This window comes from Limnothrix sp. FACHB-406 (genome assembly GCF_014698235.1).
GTDB lineage: Bacteria > Cyanobacteriota > Cyanobacteriia > CACIAM-69d > CACIAM-69d > CACIAM-69d.
This window is the reverse complement of sequence record NZ_JACJSP010000006.1, coordinates 196,333-215,671: the sequence shown is the minus strand read 5'-3', so window position 1 is coordinate 215,671 and position 19,339 is coordinate 196,333. Positions and strand designations below refer to the sequence as shown.

The window sequence follows — 19,339 nt, the reverse complement described above, 5'->3', positions numbered from 1 at the left end:
GGGCGATCGCTAGTAATGGTCAGGTAGATGCACCCTGACGATGTTCCCCTGGCTCCGGCTGGGGGATTTTTGTTGCAAATTTTTCAGCTACGATCCGAAGTAGTCCTCAGCTTCAAGGACGCGGATTATGACTTGGCTAGAATTGCGCGATCAAACGTTTCAGCTTTTAGTTGAAAGAAACCTGTAAAGTGAGCATTGCTCACCTTGCCAACCGAAGCAGTTATATCGTGGCGGGCAATAGCCAGCTACTCAACGTTCACTCACCACCATTTTTGTTTGAGGATGAGATGAATGCAAGCGCCCCCAGAAGAACAATGTTTAGCAAGAGGCCTATGATCGAAGCGGGAACCACAGCATAAAATAGTTCAACATTGTTTAGCGCAAATCCAAAAATGGAAATATTAAAAATGATGGCACTAGCATTGCCGGAAAACCCAATCAAGACACCGTAGCCTTGTAATAGCGGAGTCCAAAGATCAAATACCCATTTTGCAAGGTAGTAATACCACTCACCTATCTTTGAATGACCTAGCGGCCATGTCAGAAATCCTCCCGCAACCGTCCTGAGCGACGCAGAATTATCGGATGTGAAAGAGCTGGGAAGCAATCCTATTTGGATAATGCCCAAAAAGATCGTAGCTCCCAATGCCTGCCAACGGTGTGATAAGAAGGGACTAGATTCCTCGATGATTGGTGCTATTGAGGAGTTTGCACAGGAATTTAAAAATATAGCTACCGCTATCGGCAAACATGCCGTCATCAAAAAGCGGGATAACTTTCTATGGATAATCGTTCTCATGCCCATAACCCACCAATCAAGAGTCCAGTGCATTCTAGACCTGAAGACACTTCATATCCAATCGGCTAATGTCGGACTTTGTGGGATTTTGTATGCCAAGATTATAGTCAATGGTCAGTAACTACAGCTACCTCGTTCCATGTCAATTCATAAAGATGACTTACAAGAAGCACTCACAATTGCTGACAATCTGGTATTTTCTGAGCGTGGTAAGCATCTCAGTGACCTAGAGTTTGGCATTATTACGGGTGTTCTAGTTAAGAAAAGCTATGCAGTAATTGCCCAAGAACAGGACTGCACAGAGGGTCATGTTCGTGATGTAAGTCATCGCCTCTGGAAAACCCTCTCGCAGGCTTTGGGAGAAGGAGAAGTGATTAATAAACGCAATTTAAAAACAACCTTGCTACGAAGAGGATTGTATAACATCAAAAATAGCGGAACAATCAACAGCATCATAATAGGTGTAAATGATGGCAATATTCACTATGCCAAAAATGATGGCTATATTTACTGCGCTAAAAATGATGGCTATATCTACCGTGGCAAGGGTGAATCAGAGCAAGCAAGCTTTCAAGAAGGACAAAATTCAATTATTCGTAAATCTGTGCTTCGCATGAGTCAGATGAATTTTGACCTTTCAACGATTGCCGAAGTGTTGGAAATTGACATTAATCAAGTCCGATCCATCATTAAAGAGAGCCTCTGATAGTTAAAACTTTCTCTGGAGTCGATCAAGCTTCTGACCGGTCAAAGATCTAGGTAATAATCGATAATACTAGGGGCTTTCATCAAATACCCGAAACCCTGATTCTTGCGTTACGGGATCGTGGGGGCAAGGGGCTTAAGCCCCTTGTCTAGGACGGTTGGGCTGGGAAAATAGTCATTTCAGCTTCAAGACCACTTCATTTGATCACACACCCTAAGATCCCTGGGGTAATGAATAATTAATCCACAAAATTTCTTGTCGCGTATCTTTAGTGGAATGAATTGTTTTTTGGGGGCCAAGAATCTTTTGCCATTTTGCTTTGGGAAATAGATCTTGCATGACTGGATGATCGTATCCCGAAACAGCAACCATTCCCTGACATTGGTTTAGAGCGAGAGCTAACTCTTGATGTTCTTGCTCCGTCATTTCAAAACCGTAGGATTTGGTGTCACCTCGGGTTGCGTGCAGATAGGGCGGATCGCAGTAAAAGAATGTGTTGGGGCCATCGTAGAGACGAATGACATCTAGAGCGGGCCGGTTTTCAATCTGTACTCGCAAGAGACGGAGGGCGATCGCATCCAATGCTTCGACACCGCCCAGCCATCGAGACACAACCCCGGACATCCCCGATCGGCTGGTGTCTTTACAATTTGCCCATCGTCCTAAGGAGGCTGTTTGTGCTAAACCAGTTCTGGTTTGCCGAGCGCGAATATAAAACCGGCGGGCACGCTCAATATCATCTAGACTATCTAAATCGTCATAGATTGCCTGGTAATATTCTTCCCGGGAAAAGGGCGTAAGGGCGATCGCTCGGATTAATTCCTCTGAATGATTTCGTAGCGTCCGAAAGAAATTGACAACTTCACCATCAATATCGTTGTACGTTTCAACGGGAGATGGTTCCCGATTCAGCAAAACAGCCCCCGATCCGGAAAAGGGTTCGCAGTAATGATGACATGGGGGTAAAAGAGGTAAGAGCCAATCTAAGTGGGAAAACTTACCGCCATACCAGCCAAAGGCAATTTTACGACGGCTGCGAGGATGCACAGAAGCATGATTTTGCTCAAGGGAGCTGTTAGATTCTAAATTCAAAAAAATGGGAGAAGTTCGCCTAGATTTTAGACCCATAGTAATAACTAACTGTGAATTCTTTGATGATGTTGCTATCAATATATCAAATTCGTACTGTAGTTGCTTCTTCGTTGCTCTTGAGCAATCAGCTCTCAAATCTCAGCTCCCGGACGCAATCCAAGCAGCCTACGCCAATGCGCGTGACGAGGCCTATAGTGAGACCGGGTTAGCGCTGGAGACCTTCCCGATCGCCCCGCCGTTGACCTGGGAAGAGGCGATGGAACAACCCATCTACCTTGATCCCTAGCCAATAAAGAGGCTAAAGTTTTTGGACATGGAAGAGCCTGTTTCCCCCCAAATTCCCAGTTGGCTTGCTTGGGCGATCATGAATGGCCAAAAGCGCCAGCCCACATTCCTGGGTCATATTGTTTTGGTTCTGGTGCTTTTGAGCTTGGTTGGGATTGCTTATTATGTTTTGTTGCTCGTGAGTAGCCAATGGGAGCAAAAATGGATTACTGCACCCCAAAAGCTCACTAAGGAACAAATTGCTTTACAAACAGCATGGCTAAAGCCGAAGCCCTCTGTGAAATCAAGATTAATTTTTCAACTTCAGGATGTTGAGGTCTTGATTGATCGCAATGCTTCAATTATGGGCTTTTTCTATAAGCAGTATTATATTTCGCTGGCGATGATGTGTACGTTGGGGGCGATCGCTGTTATTTGTCTATTTTTTATTAGTAAAGAAGGTTGGGGCGAAGTCAATAACGCTGTCATCAATATTTTTGTGGTTTCTTCGGGGGTGGTTCTTTTTTACGGTAATTTGTCTTTGACTTTTAAGCAAGAAGAAAACATCAAAAATAGCCACGCCATCTATTTATCTTGCTTGAGCCTCAGAAATGAGCTGCTGAGTTATTTGGCAACCCGGCAAAACACGCGCGGTGTTGAGGAAAAACCAGAATCATTCATTCATTATGTTGACAAAAAGTTAATGTCGATTAGTTTGATTCAACTGGGCTTTAATCCTGGTCAACTGTCGGACGTTCCTAAGCCTATTAACACCTTGTCAACTCCGGCTATTACGCCGAAGAGTCCCTAGGTATTGATGCTGAAATTCTGAAAAATGAGTGCTTGGTTGTTGTGACTTTGCGGTGGTTTTTAAATGATGATCATGTCTGTTTCTAGTGGTGGTCGGGGTTTCATGTTTTTGGGGCAAGTTACCCGATCGCCCGTTTGCTGCTTTTCCACAAACTGACGGGCGATCGGGCGAGGGAAACTAGTCAATTTTTTGCAAATAGATGCAGTGGCGATCGCCCTCAGTAATTGGGGTTTTAAAGGCATCTACACCCAAAATTTCTGCGCCCCAATGGCTGAGGGGCTCTTGCAGGCTGGCTTCCTCCTCTGCGCTCCAGCGACCTCGATACAAAATCGCAACACCTCGCGGGGCCAACATTGGCAGGGCGTAGCTGGCGCAAAGATCCGCTGCACCCACGGCCCGCAAGGTCACCAGGTGAAAATTTGGTTTGGGGCCCGGTCGCCGCACGAACTGCTCTGCTCGATCGCACGCGGTTTGCACATTGCCCAACTCCAATTCCGCGATCGCCTCCGCCACAAACTGAATCTTTTTGCGCGTGCTATCCATCAGCAACCATTGCCATTCTGGAAAGGCGATCGCGCCCGGCAGCCCTGGAAAGCCGCCCCCGGTTCCCAAATCGGCCACGGTGATGGCTTGCGAGGCCCGCTGGGCCAGTACCGGTTGCAAAATCGGTGAAAATAGACCCCGCAGCGAATCCCAAAGATGCTTTTCCCAAAAGTCCAATGGCTCCGTAATGCGGGTTAAATTCATCCGCTGGTTACCCGCCAAGATCGCCTCATAGAGCCGCTGAAATTGGGCTTGGGTGGCTGTGTCGGGCTGCCATTGCAGGGTTGACTGCCAAAGGTCGATCGGGTTCGGTAAGGCGGGCGCTGTGGGAAGGGTCATGGCCATGGGGAGCAAGCTGCTAGGCAATTTAAGCGCAATCTGGCCCCGTTAACGTATTCCTTGAGTGCAATCGCAGCATGATTCCAACGGTAGTGGTGGCGGGAACCCACAGCGGAGTGGGCAAAACTTCAATGGCGATCGCCCTGATGCGAGCCTGGACACGGCGCGGATGGGTGGTGCAGCCGTTCAAAGTGGGGCCCGATTTCATTGACCCGGGCCATCACCGTCGGGCCACGGGTCGCCCGTCCCATAATTTGGATGGTTGGATGCTTCCTAAGGCAACAAACCAAGCGCTGTTCGATCGCGCCGTGGCCGGAGCCGATGTGGCGGTGATTGAAGGAGCCATGGGGTTGTTTGATGGTTATGGCGACCAAGAGGCGGGCAGCACGGCCGAGCTGGCCAAGTGGTTGAATGCGCCTGTGGTGTTGGTGTTGGATGGTCGGGGCCTGTCGCGTAGCGGGGCGGCCCTGATCTGGGGCTATGAAACCTTTGATCCGGATTTGCGGTTTTTGGGCGCAATTTGCAATCGGGTGGGCAGCGGAGCACATTTGGATCGGATTGCGGGGGCTGCTCGCGATCGCGTGCGGATGCCCATTTTGGGTGGTGTGCCCCGGGATGAGGCCGCATTGATCGATCGCCGCCACTTGGGACTCAAAATGGCCGATGAGGATCAGTTGGGGGAGGGATATATCGATCGGCTGGCGGACTTGCTGGAAACCCATCTGGACTTGGATCAGCTCTGGCAACGGTTGCAACGGGAGCAACCAACCCCGAAGCCCGAACCACGCGCGCCGATCGCCCCAATTGCTGTCAGTCGGCAACCGCCCCGCAAAATCGGGATCGCACGCGATCGGGCCTTTTGTTTTTATTACGAAGCCAATTTAGATTTTCTGCGCGATCGAGGGGCGGAGTTGGTGGAATTTTCGCCCCTGGTCGATCGGCCGCCCGCCGATTGTGACGCGCTCTATCTGGGGGGTGGCTACCCGGAGCTATACCTGGATCAGCTTGCTAACAACACCGATTGTTTAACGGCCATTCGCCAAATGGCCGCGGCCGGCAAACCAATCTATGGGGAATGTGGCGGTTTTATCTATCTGTGCGATCGCCTGACTCTGGCCGATGGCACGGGGCGATCGCTCTTGGGTTTATTACCGCTGCAAATCCAAATGACCCGCCGCCCCAAGCTGGGTTACGTGGAAGCGACGATCGCTCCTGGCGGCCCTTTGCCCTCAGGAGAAACCATTCGTGGCCATCGGTTTCACTACTCGGAAGTGGCAAACCCCGAAGCGGCCGGGGCGATCGCCCAATGCTATGACCTATTAACCTCTCGGGGCGATCGGCTCACGGAAGGCTATTGCGTCGGTTCCGTCTTGGGCAGCTATGTACATTTGCATTTCGCCAGTAATCCCCAAGTGATGACCGCCTGGCTCGATCGCATCCCCGCTGCCATGCATTGAAAGGCAAGTTTTCAGACCCAAAAACCCGATCGACTCTCAAGGGTTCGATCGGGCTAATCGTCATTGAATTGATCGTGGGCTAGGCCCTAAGCGCTGGGCCCAATCTGAGCACCAATTGATGATGACTAATCACCGATAGAAACCAAGAATGTTGCTTCCCCGTTGGCGTGGCGGCCAGAAATGACCAATCCTGAAATTGCTTCTCCATCGCCCATCTTGTGAATTGTCAGTTCAATGATCTTTGGGTCATCAAAAGCGGCAACCAGGGCCCGTTGACCTGCCTCTGCATCATCGATGTTGTCCAAAATCAGAGAAGCAGAGAGTTCAGCCTGGAAGTCATTTAACGATCGCAGCTCTGAAATAATTGCTCGCGGTGCATCTATTGATCGTCCATAGACCATCTTCCATGCATCCCGATAAGCCTTACTCCAGTGCTTACCCACAAAATACTTGTACTTCTTCAGCGCTACGTAGCTGAGGTCATCTTCGGGCTTCAAAACCTCATAGAAAACAGCGCTGCCAAGAAGCGACTGAGTGGGGCCACCATAAATTTCTTCCAAGTCAGTTACATACTGGGGTGAATTTTTGCGCGCAATCATGAACTTTTGCTCCGCAACCAATAAAGAGGGAAATTGCAACACTAAGTGGATCAACCTCGTGAATCAGTTTGCATTCCCCCCGGTTTTTGGCTTCTTGAAATTCAGATTCAACACTGATTGCTTTAAGAAGACAAAAAACCATGCTGACTCATGATTGCTTGATAGTGTATTTTGCTGCTTTGACGAAACTATCAAGAAAAATCGATTTTTGCAATCCCTGCCATCATTTCAAGGCTGAATTGATTTGTTAGAAGTATTACCGCTGTGATCAATTGATACCAAATTAGACCATTTACTTGTATAAACAATGACCTTGAGGAAATAATTCAAAATAAATCTGAGAAAAATTTAAACTAAAATTTGGTTTGGAATCTATATCGATAAAAATCAAGCAATTGATTGATGATTTCGTGAATTTGAATGCATGAACATATGTCTTTAGCTAAAATTTTGATTTCTAAAGTAGCAAATTTTGATCAAAGTCAACGTCCATTGAGGCCAAGGCTTGCTATCGATAGGGCTGTCATTAAGATGATGCGCTTTCGTCGCAAGGACTCACTGATCCCAAGCCGCGATCGATCCTGAAGGGACGTTGACTGGATCGCTGAACTGAACCGAAACTGACGGCCTGAGGATTAGCCCAAGACGAACTTCAAACGCATCATCAGGCGGGGAATGTAGGTATAAAACCGATCATGGCGAAGCTGAATCGCATCAATGCTGCAACTGCCGCAATGGACTCCTGGCGGCGGAACGGCAATCCGCTGCACCACTTGGTCGGAAACGCCGGCCCAGGGCAAGTGACCCACGGGACTTTGCAGGGAGCGGTTTAATTCCGACTCGTTGCGCCAATCGCTGCTGATGAAATCCTGTTCGGTGCGGGGGGCGGCGATTTTCCAACCAACGCGATCGCGGAAGTTGTTCACGGCCGCTTCCAGGTTGGTGGGATGGGCAATGGTGGCCGCTTGCCAGAGCCGCAACTGCACGCTGAGACCGAAGCGGCCGTTGCTGGCCGTGAGCCAGGCTTGGTCAATTTCGCGAATCAGGGCCGGGTCAGTTAAGGCGGGGCCGGCCGATGGCATGGTGGCAGATTCGGGGGCCAACAGGCGGCGCGTGAGGCGATCGGCCTCGACCCAGTTTTGGGCTTGCAGGTGGGTTTGGAGTTGGGCAATCAGTTGGCGGGCTGCTGCGTCGGTGGCTGGGGTTTCGGTTTGGCAAGTCCCAATGGTCGATCGGGCAAATTTGCCAGCTCCGAAGTAATGCACAATCTGGATTTGTTTGGGCTGGCCGGCCATGGGTCGCAAGCTGACGTAAAGCCCATGGGCCGAGGCGGGTGTGCCATAGAGCCGATCGCCATTATTGGGCTGCGCACGAAACTCACCATCAAAGGGCAAGCGGGAAAAGTCCGCATCGGGAGCCAATTGCCGATAATCCTGAACCACGGTGTTTCGGATCAGGGTTTGCAGATGCCCGTTGCGGGTTTGTGTCAACACCGTGAGGGTGAGGGGGGTTGTGCTGGAAGATTCGGGCCCCGCTACTGGCCCCGCCACTTGATAGGTCAAGGTGGTGTTGGATCCCCAAGTCGCCATGGTTTCACAGGTGAGGCGGGTTGGGCTGGTCTGGGTTGGATTGGTTTGGGTTGTACTGGTTTGAGCTGTACTGGCTTGAGCCGTGTTGGTTTGGATTGTCGTGACGGGAATCGCGTTGGTTGGGCCTGCGTTGGCCTGGGCCGCGATCGGGTGGGTGGCGGTGGCCATGAGAGCCAGGGTGAAAGCATGGCCCCATCGCTGGAAAAGCGCGAGTTTCAACATAACGGAATCACAAAATGACGGAATGGCAAGCAATTGGGTTTGCTATCCGTGTTATCCGTTCCGTTAGCGTTGGACTCAGGAGCAATGGACGCTTCCTGAAGTTGATCGCCATTAGCGGGCGATCGGGGGCTGGTTGCTGAAGTGGTTATAGGCGGCGCGGGAATAGTCGCGGATGGCTTCGGCGGCCTTGGGATCGTTGGGGGCCCGTTCTGCCAATACGGCAATTCCGTAGCGACGGCCGTTGGGGGTGTCTACCAAGCCTGTGTCTGCCAACAGCTTGGCCAATGTGCCGGTTTTGTGGGCCACCTCGCCACCTTTACCAACGCCCTTCGGTAGCAGACTGTTGGCTGCCGTGCCGCGCATGATGCTCAACAGTCGATCGCGCGATCGCATGGAAACCAATTCGCCCCGGTTAATCAATGCCGTTAATTGCACCAAGTCCCGAGCGGTGGTGCGGTTCAAGCCGGTAATATCCGGCAGCAAGTCGCGGATACTTGTGCCCTGTAGCCCCCAGGATTGAAACCGCTGGTTCAGGGGGCCGGAGCCGCCCGTGCGGGCCATGATCATGTTGGTGGCGGTGTTGTCGCTGATCACGATCATTTGGCGGGCGGTGTCGATCGCGGAGAATTTTTGGCCCGGTTTTTGATATTGCATCGTGCCCGCCTCGGGAGCCACAAACCGCGCCTCCATGGTCAGCATTTCATCAAGGCGAATTTTGCCCGCATCCACATCCTGAAAAAAGGCCACTAGGATCGGCACTTTAATCGTGCTGGCGGCGGCGACTGATCGATTATCGTTCCAGGCGGCAAAATCTCCCGTATCCAAATCCAAGGCAGCCGCATGAAGAATTAGGCTGGGATAGCGAGCGGCAATTTTTTGAAACTGATCGCTCAATGAGGCGATCGGCTGGCGAAAGGCGGATCCCGGCGGCGGCAACGCGGGGCTGGCCAGTTGCTTTTGGCCTTGGCGCACCACTTGGTTAATCTGTGTGCCAGCGGGGGAAGCCGTTTGGCGCATGGCCGGGTCAAAGGCCATCAACACCGTGCCCACGATCGCCCCTAAACCAGCCCCCACAATCAAGGTGCGCAAAGCCTGTAACCACAGGGGGTCGCCCTTGCTGCGGCGAGTGGGCGGCCGGTCTGGGGCCGTTGGGCGGGGCCGGGGCGATCGCCCGTTGGCCTGGCCCGGTTCCGGGGTGGTGGGCCGGGTCAGCCGATCGACCGTACTTTGCAACCAATTTTGGTGAGCGGGAGGCCGAGCACGGGAACGACGCGCACCGGGCGGCGGGGGCACAGCAGCCAGGGGCCGAGGGGCGGGCAAAGGGCGAGGGCGATCGGGCGGTTGGGGCATGGCAAGTTCGGTTTCAGCCCAAAATTTGGCGGCCATCCCGAGCCAATCTCAAGATCGGGATGGCTGGCATTTTACTGGCCAGAGTTGGGGCGCGGCAAATGGTCGATCGCCCAATTCAGTTGCTTAATGGCTCCCCACAACAGCGCCACATCATTTTGGGAAGGATTTGCCCGCTGCAAGATTCGCCGCAATTTTTCCATGCGACTGCTGGCCGTGTGGGGATATAAGAAGCCCGATCGCAACAACAAATCTGCCAAATCTTGATGGAAATGCTCCACTTGCTCAAAGGGGGCCAGGGCGATCGGCCCGGGGGCCACTTGGGGGTGAAGAGCAACCTCGGGGCCAGGGCTGGTTTCTGGGGTTGGGCGGGCCCACTCATAGGCACAAACCGCCACCGCTTGGGCCAAGTTCATGGAGGGATAGTCATCGCTGGTGGGAATGCGGATGAGTTGTTGGGCATATTTCAGCTCGTCGTTGGTCAAGCCCCGATCTTCCCGCCCAAAGACCAACGCCGCCGATCGCCCGGCCCGCAACCAAGGCAAGGCCGCCGCTGGTTCCCGCACCGGCACAGGAGAATCCCAATCTCGCCCGATCGTGGCTCCAACCCGATCGCACCCGGCCAGGGCCTCGGGCAAGCTGGCCACCTCGATTGCTTCCTCCAGCAAATCCCGTGCGTGGATGGCCATTTGCAGGGCTTCGCGCCCCAATCGATCGCATTGGGGATTCACCAATACCAGCCGCCGCAACCCAAAATTCTTCATCACCCGCGCGACGGAACCCACATTCAGCGGCCCGGCCGGTTCCACCAGCACGATCGTTAAAGACATGGTTCAAGAAAGGTAAAAATCAAAAGGCAAAAGGCAAAAAACACAGAGAAAAAACACAGAGAAATAGAACGGCTAGCCCAAATTTTCCTTTTTCCTTCTCCCTTTTTCCTTTTTCCTTTTTCCTTTTTCTCCTCACCCTAGGGGCCCTGTAGCCGTCGCCAAGTCCATTGGCCGTCCGGCTGTCGATGCCAACGCAGCAGTTGGGCTGGCGACTCGCCACCGTAGGGATCCGCCGACTCGGGCAGCCGACCCAGGGCCCGACGCGGCGCAATGGTGGCCAGGGCGATCGCCTGTTCCGGGGTGCAAAGTTGCCAACGAATCAGGTTCAAAACCCCCTCCAGCAGGCTGAGGGTTGTGCCCGACAAAGTGCCATCGGACAGGCGAGCTGTGCCGTTTTTCACCTCAATGGTGCGTTCATCCCAAGGATAGATTCCGTCGGGCAACCCCAAGGGAGCCAAGGCATCGCTCACCATAAACAGCCCCCTGGGGCCCTCGCTGGCCCGCAACAGCACTTGCAACATGGTGGGACACACATGCACCCCATCGGCAATGAAGCCACAGCGCACGCCCGATCGAACAATGGCCGCACCCAAAAGCCCCGGTTCCCGATGGTGCAGTGGCGGCATGGCATTAAAAGCATGGGTGACCATGGTGGCTCCCCGATCGAACGCGGCCATGGCTTCCGCTGCCGTGGCCTGGGAATGGCCAAGGCTGACGGTAATTCCGCGCGATCGCAGCCAATCGATCGCCTCGCCCGTGGGATCCAATTCCGGCGCGAGGGTCATCTTGGCCACCTGGGCCGCGTGGGAGCCAACCACCGCCGCCACCTGATTGACCGTCAGGGGCAACAGGAATTGCTGTGGATGGGCCCCGCGCTTTTGTGGATTCAGGAACGGCCCCTCAAGATGTGCGCCCCAAATTTCCGCCCGATCGCCCGCTGGGTATTGGGTTCGGTAGTCCTGATAGGCCGCCAGCGTGGCCAGGCTTTGGTGAACTTTCTCGATCGCCGTGGTCACAATCGTGGGCAAAAAAGCCTGCACCCCTTGCCGCCACAGCAATTGGCAAATGCGATCCACTTGGGGCAAATCGGCCAAGGTCAGGTCTGGAAAGGCCAAACCCAAGGCCCCGTTAATTTGCAAGTCCACCCCACCGGGCGAGAGCCAATCGCCATGCAGGTCGATCGCATCGGCATTCAGCAGCGTGTCCGCCCGATCGCCCACTCCAAAAATTTTGGGATCATGGGGGTCAATTTCCGCCACCAACCCCCGATCGTCGCAGGTCAGGTCATAGAGTCCCGGTCGATCGATCAGTCGGGCGCGGTGGATGCGTCGATTTTGCCAATGGGTCATCGATCAATCATGATTGGGTGGCTTTGGCGGAAGCTCAGAAACTGAAGCTCAAAAATCGGGTCTATATCAGGTCTAAATCGAGTCTGAATCGGGTTGATCACACCAGCTTGGTGCTGTGCGATCGCGCCAACGCCTTAAATTTGAACAGGTTAACCGACTCTTTCCCCCTGCACAACCATGGCCACCCCCGCCTCCCCCCTGATTGGCATCATCATGGGCAGCGATTCCGACCTGCCCACCATGGAAGCCGCGATCGCCGTTTGCGAAGAATTTGGCATTCCCACCGAAGTGGCGATCGTTTCTGCCCACCGCACACCCGATCGGATGGTGAATTATGCCAAAACTGCCGTTGATCGGGGCTTGAAAGTGATTATCGCAGGCGCAGGCGGCGCAGCTCACTTACCCGGCATGGTTGCCGCCCTGACGGTGTTACCGGTGATTGGCGTGCCCGTGAGCACCCGCCAACTCAGTGGCGTAGATTCCCTGTATTCGATCGTGCAAATGCCGGGGGGAATTCCCGTGGCCACCGTCGCGATCGGGAATGCCAAAAACGCCGGCCTGTTGGCGGTGCAAATGTTGGCGGCCCATGACCCAGAGCTGCTGGCCAAGGTGCAAGCCTATCGGGACGGCTTGCGGCAAATGGTGGAAGACAAACAAACCCAGCTCGATCGCCTTGGTTACCGGGCCTACCTGCAACAGGGTTAATTAGCGGCTGAGAACCAGAGCCAAGAAACAGAGCTGAGAAACAGAGCCGAGGAAGCATGGCTCGATCGCCCCGGAGGCCTGGGCGCAGACCTCAATCGCTTCATGGACTCCGGGGCGGCGACAGGACTTGTATCAAATTTGACTTCTAAAATTTTCTCAAAAACGTAAAACCTGAGTCTCGCTTGTGCCGGTTAATCATCGGTGAACTCGTGTTCTATGGCCTGAGTTAGCGATCGGCCTTTGGGAGATTTGCACGATTTTAGGGGCGATCGTGTCTAGGATGGCCGCTCAACCATCCCCCGTGGATTACTTTGCTCCTTGCATTGATCGCGATCACTCATGCCAATTGATATTTTGATGGCAATGACGTGATTGGGATCATGCCCAATTAATAAGTTTAAAAATTTGATAAAGTTTCGTCTAATCTTGAGCTGTTCCTAAATTTTTCATGAACAACCGTTCGATTATCATCGAGCTGGTGTGCTTAAGGGACAACTACGAACTCCACACTCTCCACAGCCACGTTCTCCACAGCCTTCTTTCCCTGCGAAAGATTGTCACGCTCTTCCCTTCTAGCCAGTCCCGATCGTTTCAAAATCAGACACTGAATCAGACTCTGAACGTGCTGATTGGGTTCCCCGTCTATCAATCCATCTGCCCCCTCTGATGCGTGGTTTGGTTGGGGTTCTGGGACTTTGGGTCACTGGTTCTGATCGCTTCAATCAGTTTGATTTATCGCAAGATTTCCGCGATCAATAGCCTGTAGGGGGCAATCCCCTTGAATGGTTCAACTCCCTCTCAAATAGATGGTTTCACCCCCAATTGCTGAGACCCATGATGAAGCCGCTTGGCCTATTTGGCAACGGTAGATCAGTGACTTCTGACTGCCCATGACTTATAGATTTGTTCTGTTTTTATCATTTTCAATTGTTTTTTTGTCAAATCATGTTCGCTTTGATACGCAAGGCTTCTGTTTTTTCGATGATCTGTGCCAGGATCCGTTTAGAGGTTTTCGTGATTTTTAATCAACTCCGCTACTCGCAGATTTTTGACACATTTCTAAATCAATTCCATCGAATAACTCAATTGCGTACTCGGTTTGATGATGGATAGACTTCTGACCCGATTTTGGCTTTAGTGCTGGCTGACTCTTAACGCTGTCGGTGATGAATTACAGGTCAGTTGCAGACAGGTTGCAAATTATTAACGCATCAGCCCGATTCCTTGTAATTTTCTTTTGGGATCAGTGATTTCAAGTCCCATAAAAACGGGAATAGTTATTTAGGGGAACTTGGATTTAGCAATGATTTTGGTCTTCAATTTATGCCTGGAAATTGGACTGGATTCCAGGCGCTCCAAGGGCTTGACCGTAAGGCATTTACGGGAAACCTGAAGGGCCAGTGCAGGATCTGACTTGGTGGCATTGATTGCCGATTCTGTTGTTGCCATGCTGGTAATAATTATGACGGAGTTTGAGGGGGGAAAGGGGGATGCAAGGGCTGTTGGCGGAGAGATGGAAAGGGTGCAGAGGTTATGGAGCGATTGTCGGAGGTCAAGCCGTTTGCGACTGGTTTGCAACCGCAGGGAGTGCAGTTGGTAATGGATCAAGAAACTGCTCAAGCGAATGAGCGGGCCCTGCGAACTTTAGAGCGGGCAATTGTGTTGTCAGAGGGTCAGTTTTCTCTGGTGTTGGTGCGTTGTAGTTATGAGCGCTTGCGTCAGAGTGTGTTGGATTGGGTGGCCGATCGCTCGGGAGAGGGGCAGCCGTTCGATCGGGTGACTTGCCTGGTGGTTCCGCCCACCATCAAAACGCTCTATCCGTTGGTGGCGGCGATTTCGGATCCCTGTCCGCCCCGGGCGGTGATGGTGCTGGGGCTGGAGATGGCGGAGTCGCTGGATACGGTGTTTGCGCTGGCGAACCAGATGCGCGATCGCTTCAAGCAGTTGCCGTTCCCGATCGTGTTGTGGCTGACGGATGAAAGCCTGGACAAGCTGAAGCGGGTGGCTCCGGATCTCAAGAGCTGGGCCGCCACGCCGGTTCGGCTGGAGATGGACACGCAGGGGGTGATTGACTTTTTGCGGGAGCGGGCCAGTCAGGCGTTCGATCGGGCCTTTGCGGCTTCGGCGGGCTATTCAATCTATCAACTGCCGCCGGCCTTGGCGGAGGCCCGCCACCGGCAGGAGCTGGCGGCGGCGCGGGCGGACTTGGCCAAACGGGGTGTGCAGTTGGATGTGGATTTGCTGGCGAGTGTGGAGTTCCTGGAAGGGTGGACGGCCATGGGCCGGGGGGACTATGAGCTAGCGCTGAAGATGTTTGGCAATGCGTTGGACAGTTGGCAAACCTTGGCCCAAGCCTTGCGCCCAGCGGCCGCCAATACCAACGCCAACGACAACGCCAATGAGCCACCGGCCGCTGTGAACACAGAGGGGGCGATCGCCCTGCCCCGGTTGCCCATTTCCCCGATCGAAGCCCAAGTGCGTTCAGGCCTGTTGCGGTTTTATGTGGGGTTTTGCCATGCACGCTTAGCCCTGGGCAACAGCAATCCCGTGGAATTGCCGGAAAGCCAGTCGGCCCGGGCCCAGCGCTGGCGACTGGCTCGGGAAGCGCTCCAGGCCTGTGCGGATTGTTTCGCAGCGCTCGATCGCCCCGATCTCACGGCCAAGTTCATTGGGTCATTGGGGGAAGTGCTCCAAGAACTCCACGACTGGTTGGGGCTGGAGCAATTGGCCCAGGTGGCAACGGCGCTCCATGGCGCACCGGATCATCCGGGGAACCGGGCTGAGTTGGCTCGGGACTGTTGCTTTTTGGCGGAAGTGGCCCTGGTGCAAACCCGTTGGGAACAGGCCTGCGAGTGGGCGGAGCGGGCCTTGAACCATCTGTCCCATGCCAGTGCCCATGACCCAACAGCCCTGGGGCCCGATCTGTTGCGGGCGGTGCGGTTGCGCCAAAGCCAAGCTTGGTTTCTGTTGGGGGAAGCCAATTGGCATTTGGGGCGCTCTGGTTTAGCCATCAGCCATTTGGAGCGGGCCCGGGCCACGGTTTGGAACTTCGAGCAACCCCAGTTGACGGTGCGGTTGTTGTCGCGGTTGCGGGAGGTTTATTTCCAGCAAACCCGCTACCTGGATGCGTTCCGAACGAAGCAAGAACTGCGGCGCGTGGAACACCAATGCAGTTGGTTAGCGTTTATTGGCGCGGGCCAACTGCAACCGCAACCGGCGGCCCTGGTGGACGATGGCATGGTGTTGCCGGTGGCGGCCCCGGAAATTGCCGCCTCTGGCCGCCAAAAAGATGTGGAAAATTTGATCGCTCGCTTGGCCCGGGCCGATCTGAAGCTCACGGTGGTGCATGGTCATTCGGGGGCGGGCAAGAGTTCGTTGCTGAAAGCCGGTTTGGTGCCGGAGTTGCATCGGCGGGCCTTGGGTGATCGGGATGTGTTGCCGGTGACGATCGAGGTTTATACGGACTGGATCGCAGCCACGGAAAATGCCCTTGATCGAGCGGCTGACCAAAAGGGTCTCGACAACGATCGCACCCTCACCACTTGGGACGACCTGGCGATCGAGGCAAATATTGCCCTGCCCAGTTTGGATCTGTCGGTCAACAGCCAAGGGCTGCGGTTGCGGGCCCTGCTCGATCGGCTTCAGCAGTTGAGCCAGCAAAACTTCGCCATCATTCTGATCTTTGACCAGTTTGAGGAATTGTTTTTCCACTGGCCCACGGTGGTCGATCGCCAGCCCTTCTTTGAGTTTCTGCGCGATTGCTTGAATGTGCCCTACGTCAAGCTCATCATCTCCATGCGGGAAGATTACCTGCACTTTCTGCTGGAGTGGGAACGGGCCACGGACTTGTCAATCATTGACGACAACGTGTTGGCCCGCCAGGTTCGCTATTACGTGGGAGACTTTTCGCCCGCCGATGCCCGTGCCACGATCCAAAGCCTCACGGAGCGATCGCGCCTGGGCCTGGAACCCGACCTGATTGATGCCCTGGTGGGCGAATTGGCCCGCGAAACCGGTGAAGTCAACCCGATCGAGCTGCAAGTGGTGGGGGCCCAACTCCAGGCCGATCGCATCGTCACCCTAGCCGAATACCAGCGGGAATATGGCTCCAAAGAAGTGCTCGTGGAGCGCTACTTGGAAAACACCATTCGCGACTGCGGCCCCGAAGGCGAAAACATCGCTCGCGAAGTGTTATTCCTGCTCACCGCCGAAAATGGCACTCGCCCCCTCAAAACCCGCACCGAGCTAGCCGTTGAACTGGGAGCTAGCGATGGGCAACTGGAACTGGTGTTGAACATTTTGTCCGGAGCCGGTTTGGTGGTCATGTTCCGGGAGTCCACCGCCGACTTTTATCAACTGGTGCATGACTACCTCGTCACCTTCATTCGCCAGCAACGCCAAGCCGACGAACGGGCCCGCTATCGTCTCACCCAGTCCCAACTAAACGCCATCCTCAAAAAACGAATTCAGGAACTCTATGCCGCTGGCGCAGTGCTCGGAATTTTGTTTTTGTCGTCCTCCAGTTTTGCGGTGTTGTTGGGGGCCGATGAAATCAGCGCCCAAATTGATGCCAGCACCGCCGTTTCGGAGGCCCTGATTGGTTCCAACCAGCCCTTTGAGGCCCTGCTCTCGGGTCTTCAGGCCTGGCAGCAACGGAGCCAACGTCAATGGCTGCTGTGGGCCAAACCCAACGCCCGCTTGGCCACGGAGCTGAAGGTGGGAGCCAGTTTGCAGCAGGCCCTCAAGCATGTGCGGGAGGTGAACCGCATTGAAGGGCGCTTGGGCCATGTGGAAATAGTTTGGGACGTGAGTTTCAGTCCCGATGGGCAATTTCTGGCCACGGCCAGCAGCGATCGCACCGTACGGTTGTGGCAGCGCAGCGGAGAACCCCTGGCGGACAACCAAGGGCGACCGATCGTGCTGAACCATGAAGGGGCCGTGACCAACGTGGTGTTCAGTCCCGATGGGGAATTTTTGGCCACCAGCACCGGCAAGCGGGGAACCGCTGGCAAATTGCGACTGTGGAACAGGGCGGGCAAATTGGTGCGGGAATTGGGTGAACATCCGGCCCGCATCAACAGCGCCGCCTTCAGTCCCGATGGGCAACTGATCGCCACGGCCAGCGACGATCGCACCGTGCGTCTGTGGAACCTTCAGGGTCAAGTGGTGCGCCAACTGACCACCCACGGCGGCCCCGTGCAATGGGCCAGCTTCAGCCCCGATGGGCAACTGATCGCCACGGCCAGTGACGATCGCACCATCAAGCTTTGGAACCTGGACGGCCAAGAACTCGCCACCCTTCGCGGCCATGGCAACAGCGTCATGAATGTGACCTTCAGCCCCGATGGTCAATTCCTCGCCTCCGCCAGCCTGGACAAAACCATCCGCATTTGGACCCGATCGGGCAAACCCGTGCGCATGTTATCGGGACACCGGGATGGTGTCTTAAGCGTGGCCTTCAGTCCCGATGGGCGCTATCTGGCTTCCACCAGTGAAGACAAAACCATTAAATACTGGACGTTTTGGGGCAACCTAGAACAAAACTTTGCTGGCCACACCGATCGGGTCACCAGCGTGGCCTTCAGTCCCGATGGGTCTACCCTGGTCACCAGCAGCTACGATCGCACCGTTCGGTTTTGGCGTTTGCAGCCGGAATCGATCACTCAAATCACGGCCCACACCGATCGCATCTATGGCGTAGACATCAGCCGCGATGGGCAAACCATCCTGTCCGCCAGCCGTGATCAACAGGTGAAACTGTGGGATCGCAACACCTACCGCCCCACCCACTTCCAGGATCCCGGCGGTGGGGTGCGAGTGGCCGCCTTCAGCCCCGACAGCCGTTGGGTTTTGGTGGGCAGCAACGATGGGCGGGTGCGGCTTTGGTCGCGATCGGGCCAACTGCAACGGGTCTTTGCCGATGAACTGGTGCTGCGGAACAACCCGATCGAATCCAACAATATTTCCAGCGTGGCCTTCAGTCCCGATGGCAAACTGATCGCCGCCACCTATCGCAGTGGTCGCGGTTACCTGTGGCAACCGGACGGCAAACAGGTGGCCGCCTTCAAGCTCACCTCCAGCGACGATCGCGCCAAACGACTCAACAGCATCACCTTCAGTCCCGATGGTCGCATCCTGGCCACGGGTGGAGATGATGCCCTGATTCGGCTTTGGACGTTGCAAGGGGAACCCATCCGCACCCTCGCGGGCCACAGCAGCTTTGTGAATGATGTCACCTTCAGTCCCGATGGGCGTTACATCGCTTCCGCTGGAGACGATAGCACCGTCCGCCTGTGGAGTGCCAACGGTTCCCTGCTGCAAGTGTTGGGCCATGGGGATGCGGTCAACAGCGTGCGGTTTAGCCCCAATGGTCAGTTTTTGGCCGCCGCCAGTTGGGATGGTTCCGTGACCCTTTGGAGTCTGGATGGCAAGATGATCAAGGTTTTTCGGGAGCACAAATCCGGCGTGGGCGGCGTGCGGTTCAGCCCCGATGGCAAGCTGTTGGTATCGGGAGGGTTTGATCAGCAGTTGGTGATTCGCGATTTGGACTTGGAAAACTTGCTCGATCGCAGTTGTCGTTGGCTTCAGGATTACCTGCGACCCAAGGGCGAAGCGGCGGGCAACTTGACGCAACTGGCGCGGGCCTGCCGCAATCGCTTTCGCCCCTAGTCGATCGATCCAATCCAG

15 protein-coding genes are annotated in these 19,339 nt (G+C 54.6%); 6 read left to right on the top strand and 9 right to left on the bottom strand.

Annotated elements, in window-relative coordinates; translation table 11 throughout:
• Nucleotides 1–256: 256 nt before the first annotated feature.
• Complete coding sequence (locus H6G53_RS08710) at nucleotides 257–832, bottom strand: hypothetical protein (protein ID WP_190532036.1); 576 nt, start codon at nucleotides 830–832, stop codon at nucleotides 257–259.
• Nucleotides 833–938: 106 nt separating this feature from the next.
• Between H6G53_RS08710 and H6G53_RS08705 the strand changes: the two genes are divergently transcribed.
• Nucleotides 939–1,505, top strand: coding sequence for a hypothetical protein (locus H6G53_RS08705; RefSeq protein WP_190532034.1), 567 nt, complete (start codon nucleotides 939–941; stop codon nucleotides 1,503–1,505).
• 213 nt (nucleotides 1,506–1,718) lie between these two features.
• Here H6G53_RS08705 and H6G53_RS08700 read toward each other — a convergent pair whose 3' ends face one another.
• Nucleotides 1,719–2,633: a DNA adenine methylase gene (locus H6G53_RS08700; protein WP_190532032.1), complete on the bottom strand. Its 915-nt coding sequence runs from the start codon at nucleotides 2,631–2,633 to the stop codon at nucleotides 1,719–1,721.
• Between H6G53_RS08700 and H6G53_RS19240 the strand changes: the two genes are divergently transcribed.
• Nucleotides 2,602–2,883 (top strand): DUF29 family protein, encoded by a 282-nt coding sequence (locus H6G53_RS19240; protein ID WP_190532030.1) that lies wholly within the window; start codon nucleotides 2,602–2,604, stop codon nucleotides 2,881–2,883. The two genes, H6G53_RS08700 and H6G53_RS19240, sit on opposite strands and share 32 nt — an antisense overlap.
• A gap of 27 nt (nucleotides 2,884–2,910) precedes the next feature.
• The gene (locus H6G53_RS08690; protein WP_099532196.1) at nucleotides 2,911–3,672 is read left to right on the top strand and encodes a hypothetical protein; all 762 of its coding nucleotides are present in this window, start codon (nucleotides 2,911–2,913) and stop codon (nucleotides 3,670–3,672) included.
• A gap of 59 nt (nucleotides 3,673–3,731) precedes the next feature.
• Here the strand turns inward: H6G53_RS08690 and H6G53_RS18965 are convergent, their stop codons facing one another.
• Together H6G53_RS18965 and rsmG are read right to left on the bottom strand one after the other, a co-directional pair.
• A complete protein-coding gene (locus H6G53_RS18965; protein WP_255512351.1) occupies nucleotides 3,732–3,857 on the bottom strand; it encodes a hypothetical protein in 126 nt (41 codons plus the stop codon).
• Complete coding sequence (rsmG, locus tag H6G53_RS08685; protein WP_190532028.1) at nucleotides 3,850–4,554, bottom strand: 16S rRNA (guanine(527)-N(7))-methyltransferase RsmG; 705 nt, start codon at nucleotides 4,552–4,554, stop codon at nucleotides 3,850–3,852. The genes H6G53_RS18965 and rsmG overlap by 8 nt, the downstream gene beginning before the upstream one ends.
• A 77-nt stretch (nucleotides 4,555–4,631) precedes the next feature.
• Between rsmG and H6G53_RS08680 the strand changes: the two genes are divergently transcribed.
• Complete coding sequence (locus tag H6G53_RS08680) at nucleotides 4,632–6,011, top strand: cobyrinate a,c-diamide synthase (protein WP_190532026.1); 1,380 nt, start codon at nucleotides 4,632–4,634, stop codon at nucleotides 6,009–6,011.
• Between the two features lie 125 nt (nucleotides 6,012–6,136).
• Here H6G53_RS08680 and H6G53_RS08675 read toward each other — a convergent pair whose 3' ends face one another.
• From H6G53_RS08675 to nagA, 5 genes are all read right to left on the bottom strand, one after another.
• Nucleotides 6,137–6,610, bottom strand: a complete 474-nt coding sequence (locus tag H6G53_RS08675) for a hypothetical protein (protein ID WP_190527108.1) — start codon at nucleotides 6,608–6,610, stop codon at nucleotides 6,137–6,139.
• A gap of 635 nt (nucleotides 6,611–7,245) precedes the next feature.
• Nucleotides 7,246–8,421, bottom strand: a complete 1,176-nt coding sequence (locus H6G53_RS08670) for a GUN4 domain-containing protein (protein ID WP_199309183.1) — start codon at nucleotides 8,419–8,421, stop codon at nucleotides 7,246–7,248.
• Nucleotides 8,422–8,532: 111 nt separating this feature from the next.
• Nucleotides 8,533–9,807 carry a serine hydrolase gene (locus H6G53_RS08665; protein ID WP_190532024.1) on the bottom strand — a complete coding sequence of 425 codons (1,275 nt, stop codon included), beginning with the start codon at nucleotides 9,805–9,807 and terminating at the stop codon, nucleotides 8,533–8,535.
• A gap of 35 nt (nucleotides 9,808–9,842) precedes the next feature.
• Nucleotides 9,843–10,598, bottom strand: coding sequence for an RNA methyltransferase (locus H6G53_RS08660; protein ID WP_190532023.1), 756 nt, complete (start codon nucleotides 10,596–10,598; stop codon nucleotides 9,843–9,845).
• 137 nt (nucleotides 10,599–10,735) lie between these two features.
• A complete protein-coding gene (gene nagA, locus H6G53_RS08655) occupies nucleotides 10,736–11,947 on the bottom strand; it encodes an N-acetylglucosamine-6-phosphate deacetylase (protein WP_190527112.1) in 1,212 nt (403 codons plus the stop codon).
• 177 nt (nucleotides 11,948–12,124) lie between these two features.
• On the opposite strand from nagA, the gene purE reads away from it, so the two are divergent.
• Together purE and H6G53_RS08645 are read left to right on the top strand one after the other, a co-directional pair.
• A complete protein-coding gene (gene purE, locus H6G53_RS08650) occupies nucleotides 12,125–12,652 on the top strand; it encodes a 5-(carboxyamino)imidazole ribonucleotide mutase (protein ID WP_190355285.1) in 528 nt (175 codons plus the stop codon).
• A gap of 1,599 nt (nucleotides 12,653–14,251) precedes the next feature.
• Nucleotides 14,252–19,321: a WD40 repeat domain-containing protein gene (locus tag H6G53_RS08645; RefSeq protein WP_190532020.1), complete on the top strand. Its 5,070-nt coding sequence runs from the start codon at nucleotides 14,252–14,254 to the stop codon at nucleotides 19,319–19,321.
• The last annotated feature ends 18 nt before the right edge of the window (nucleotides 19,322–19,339 follow it).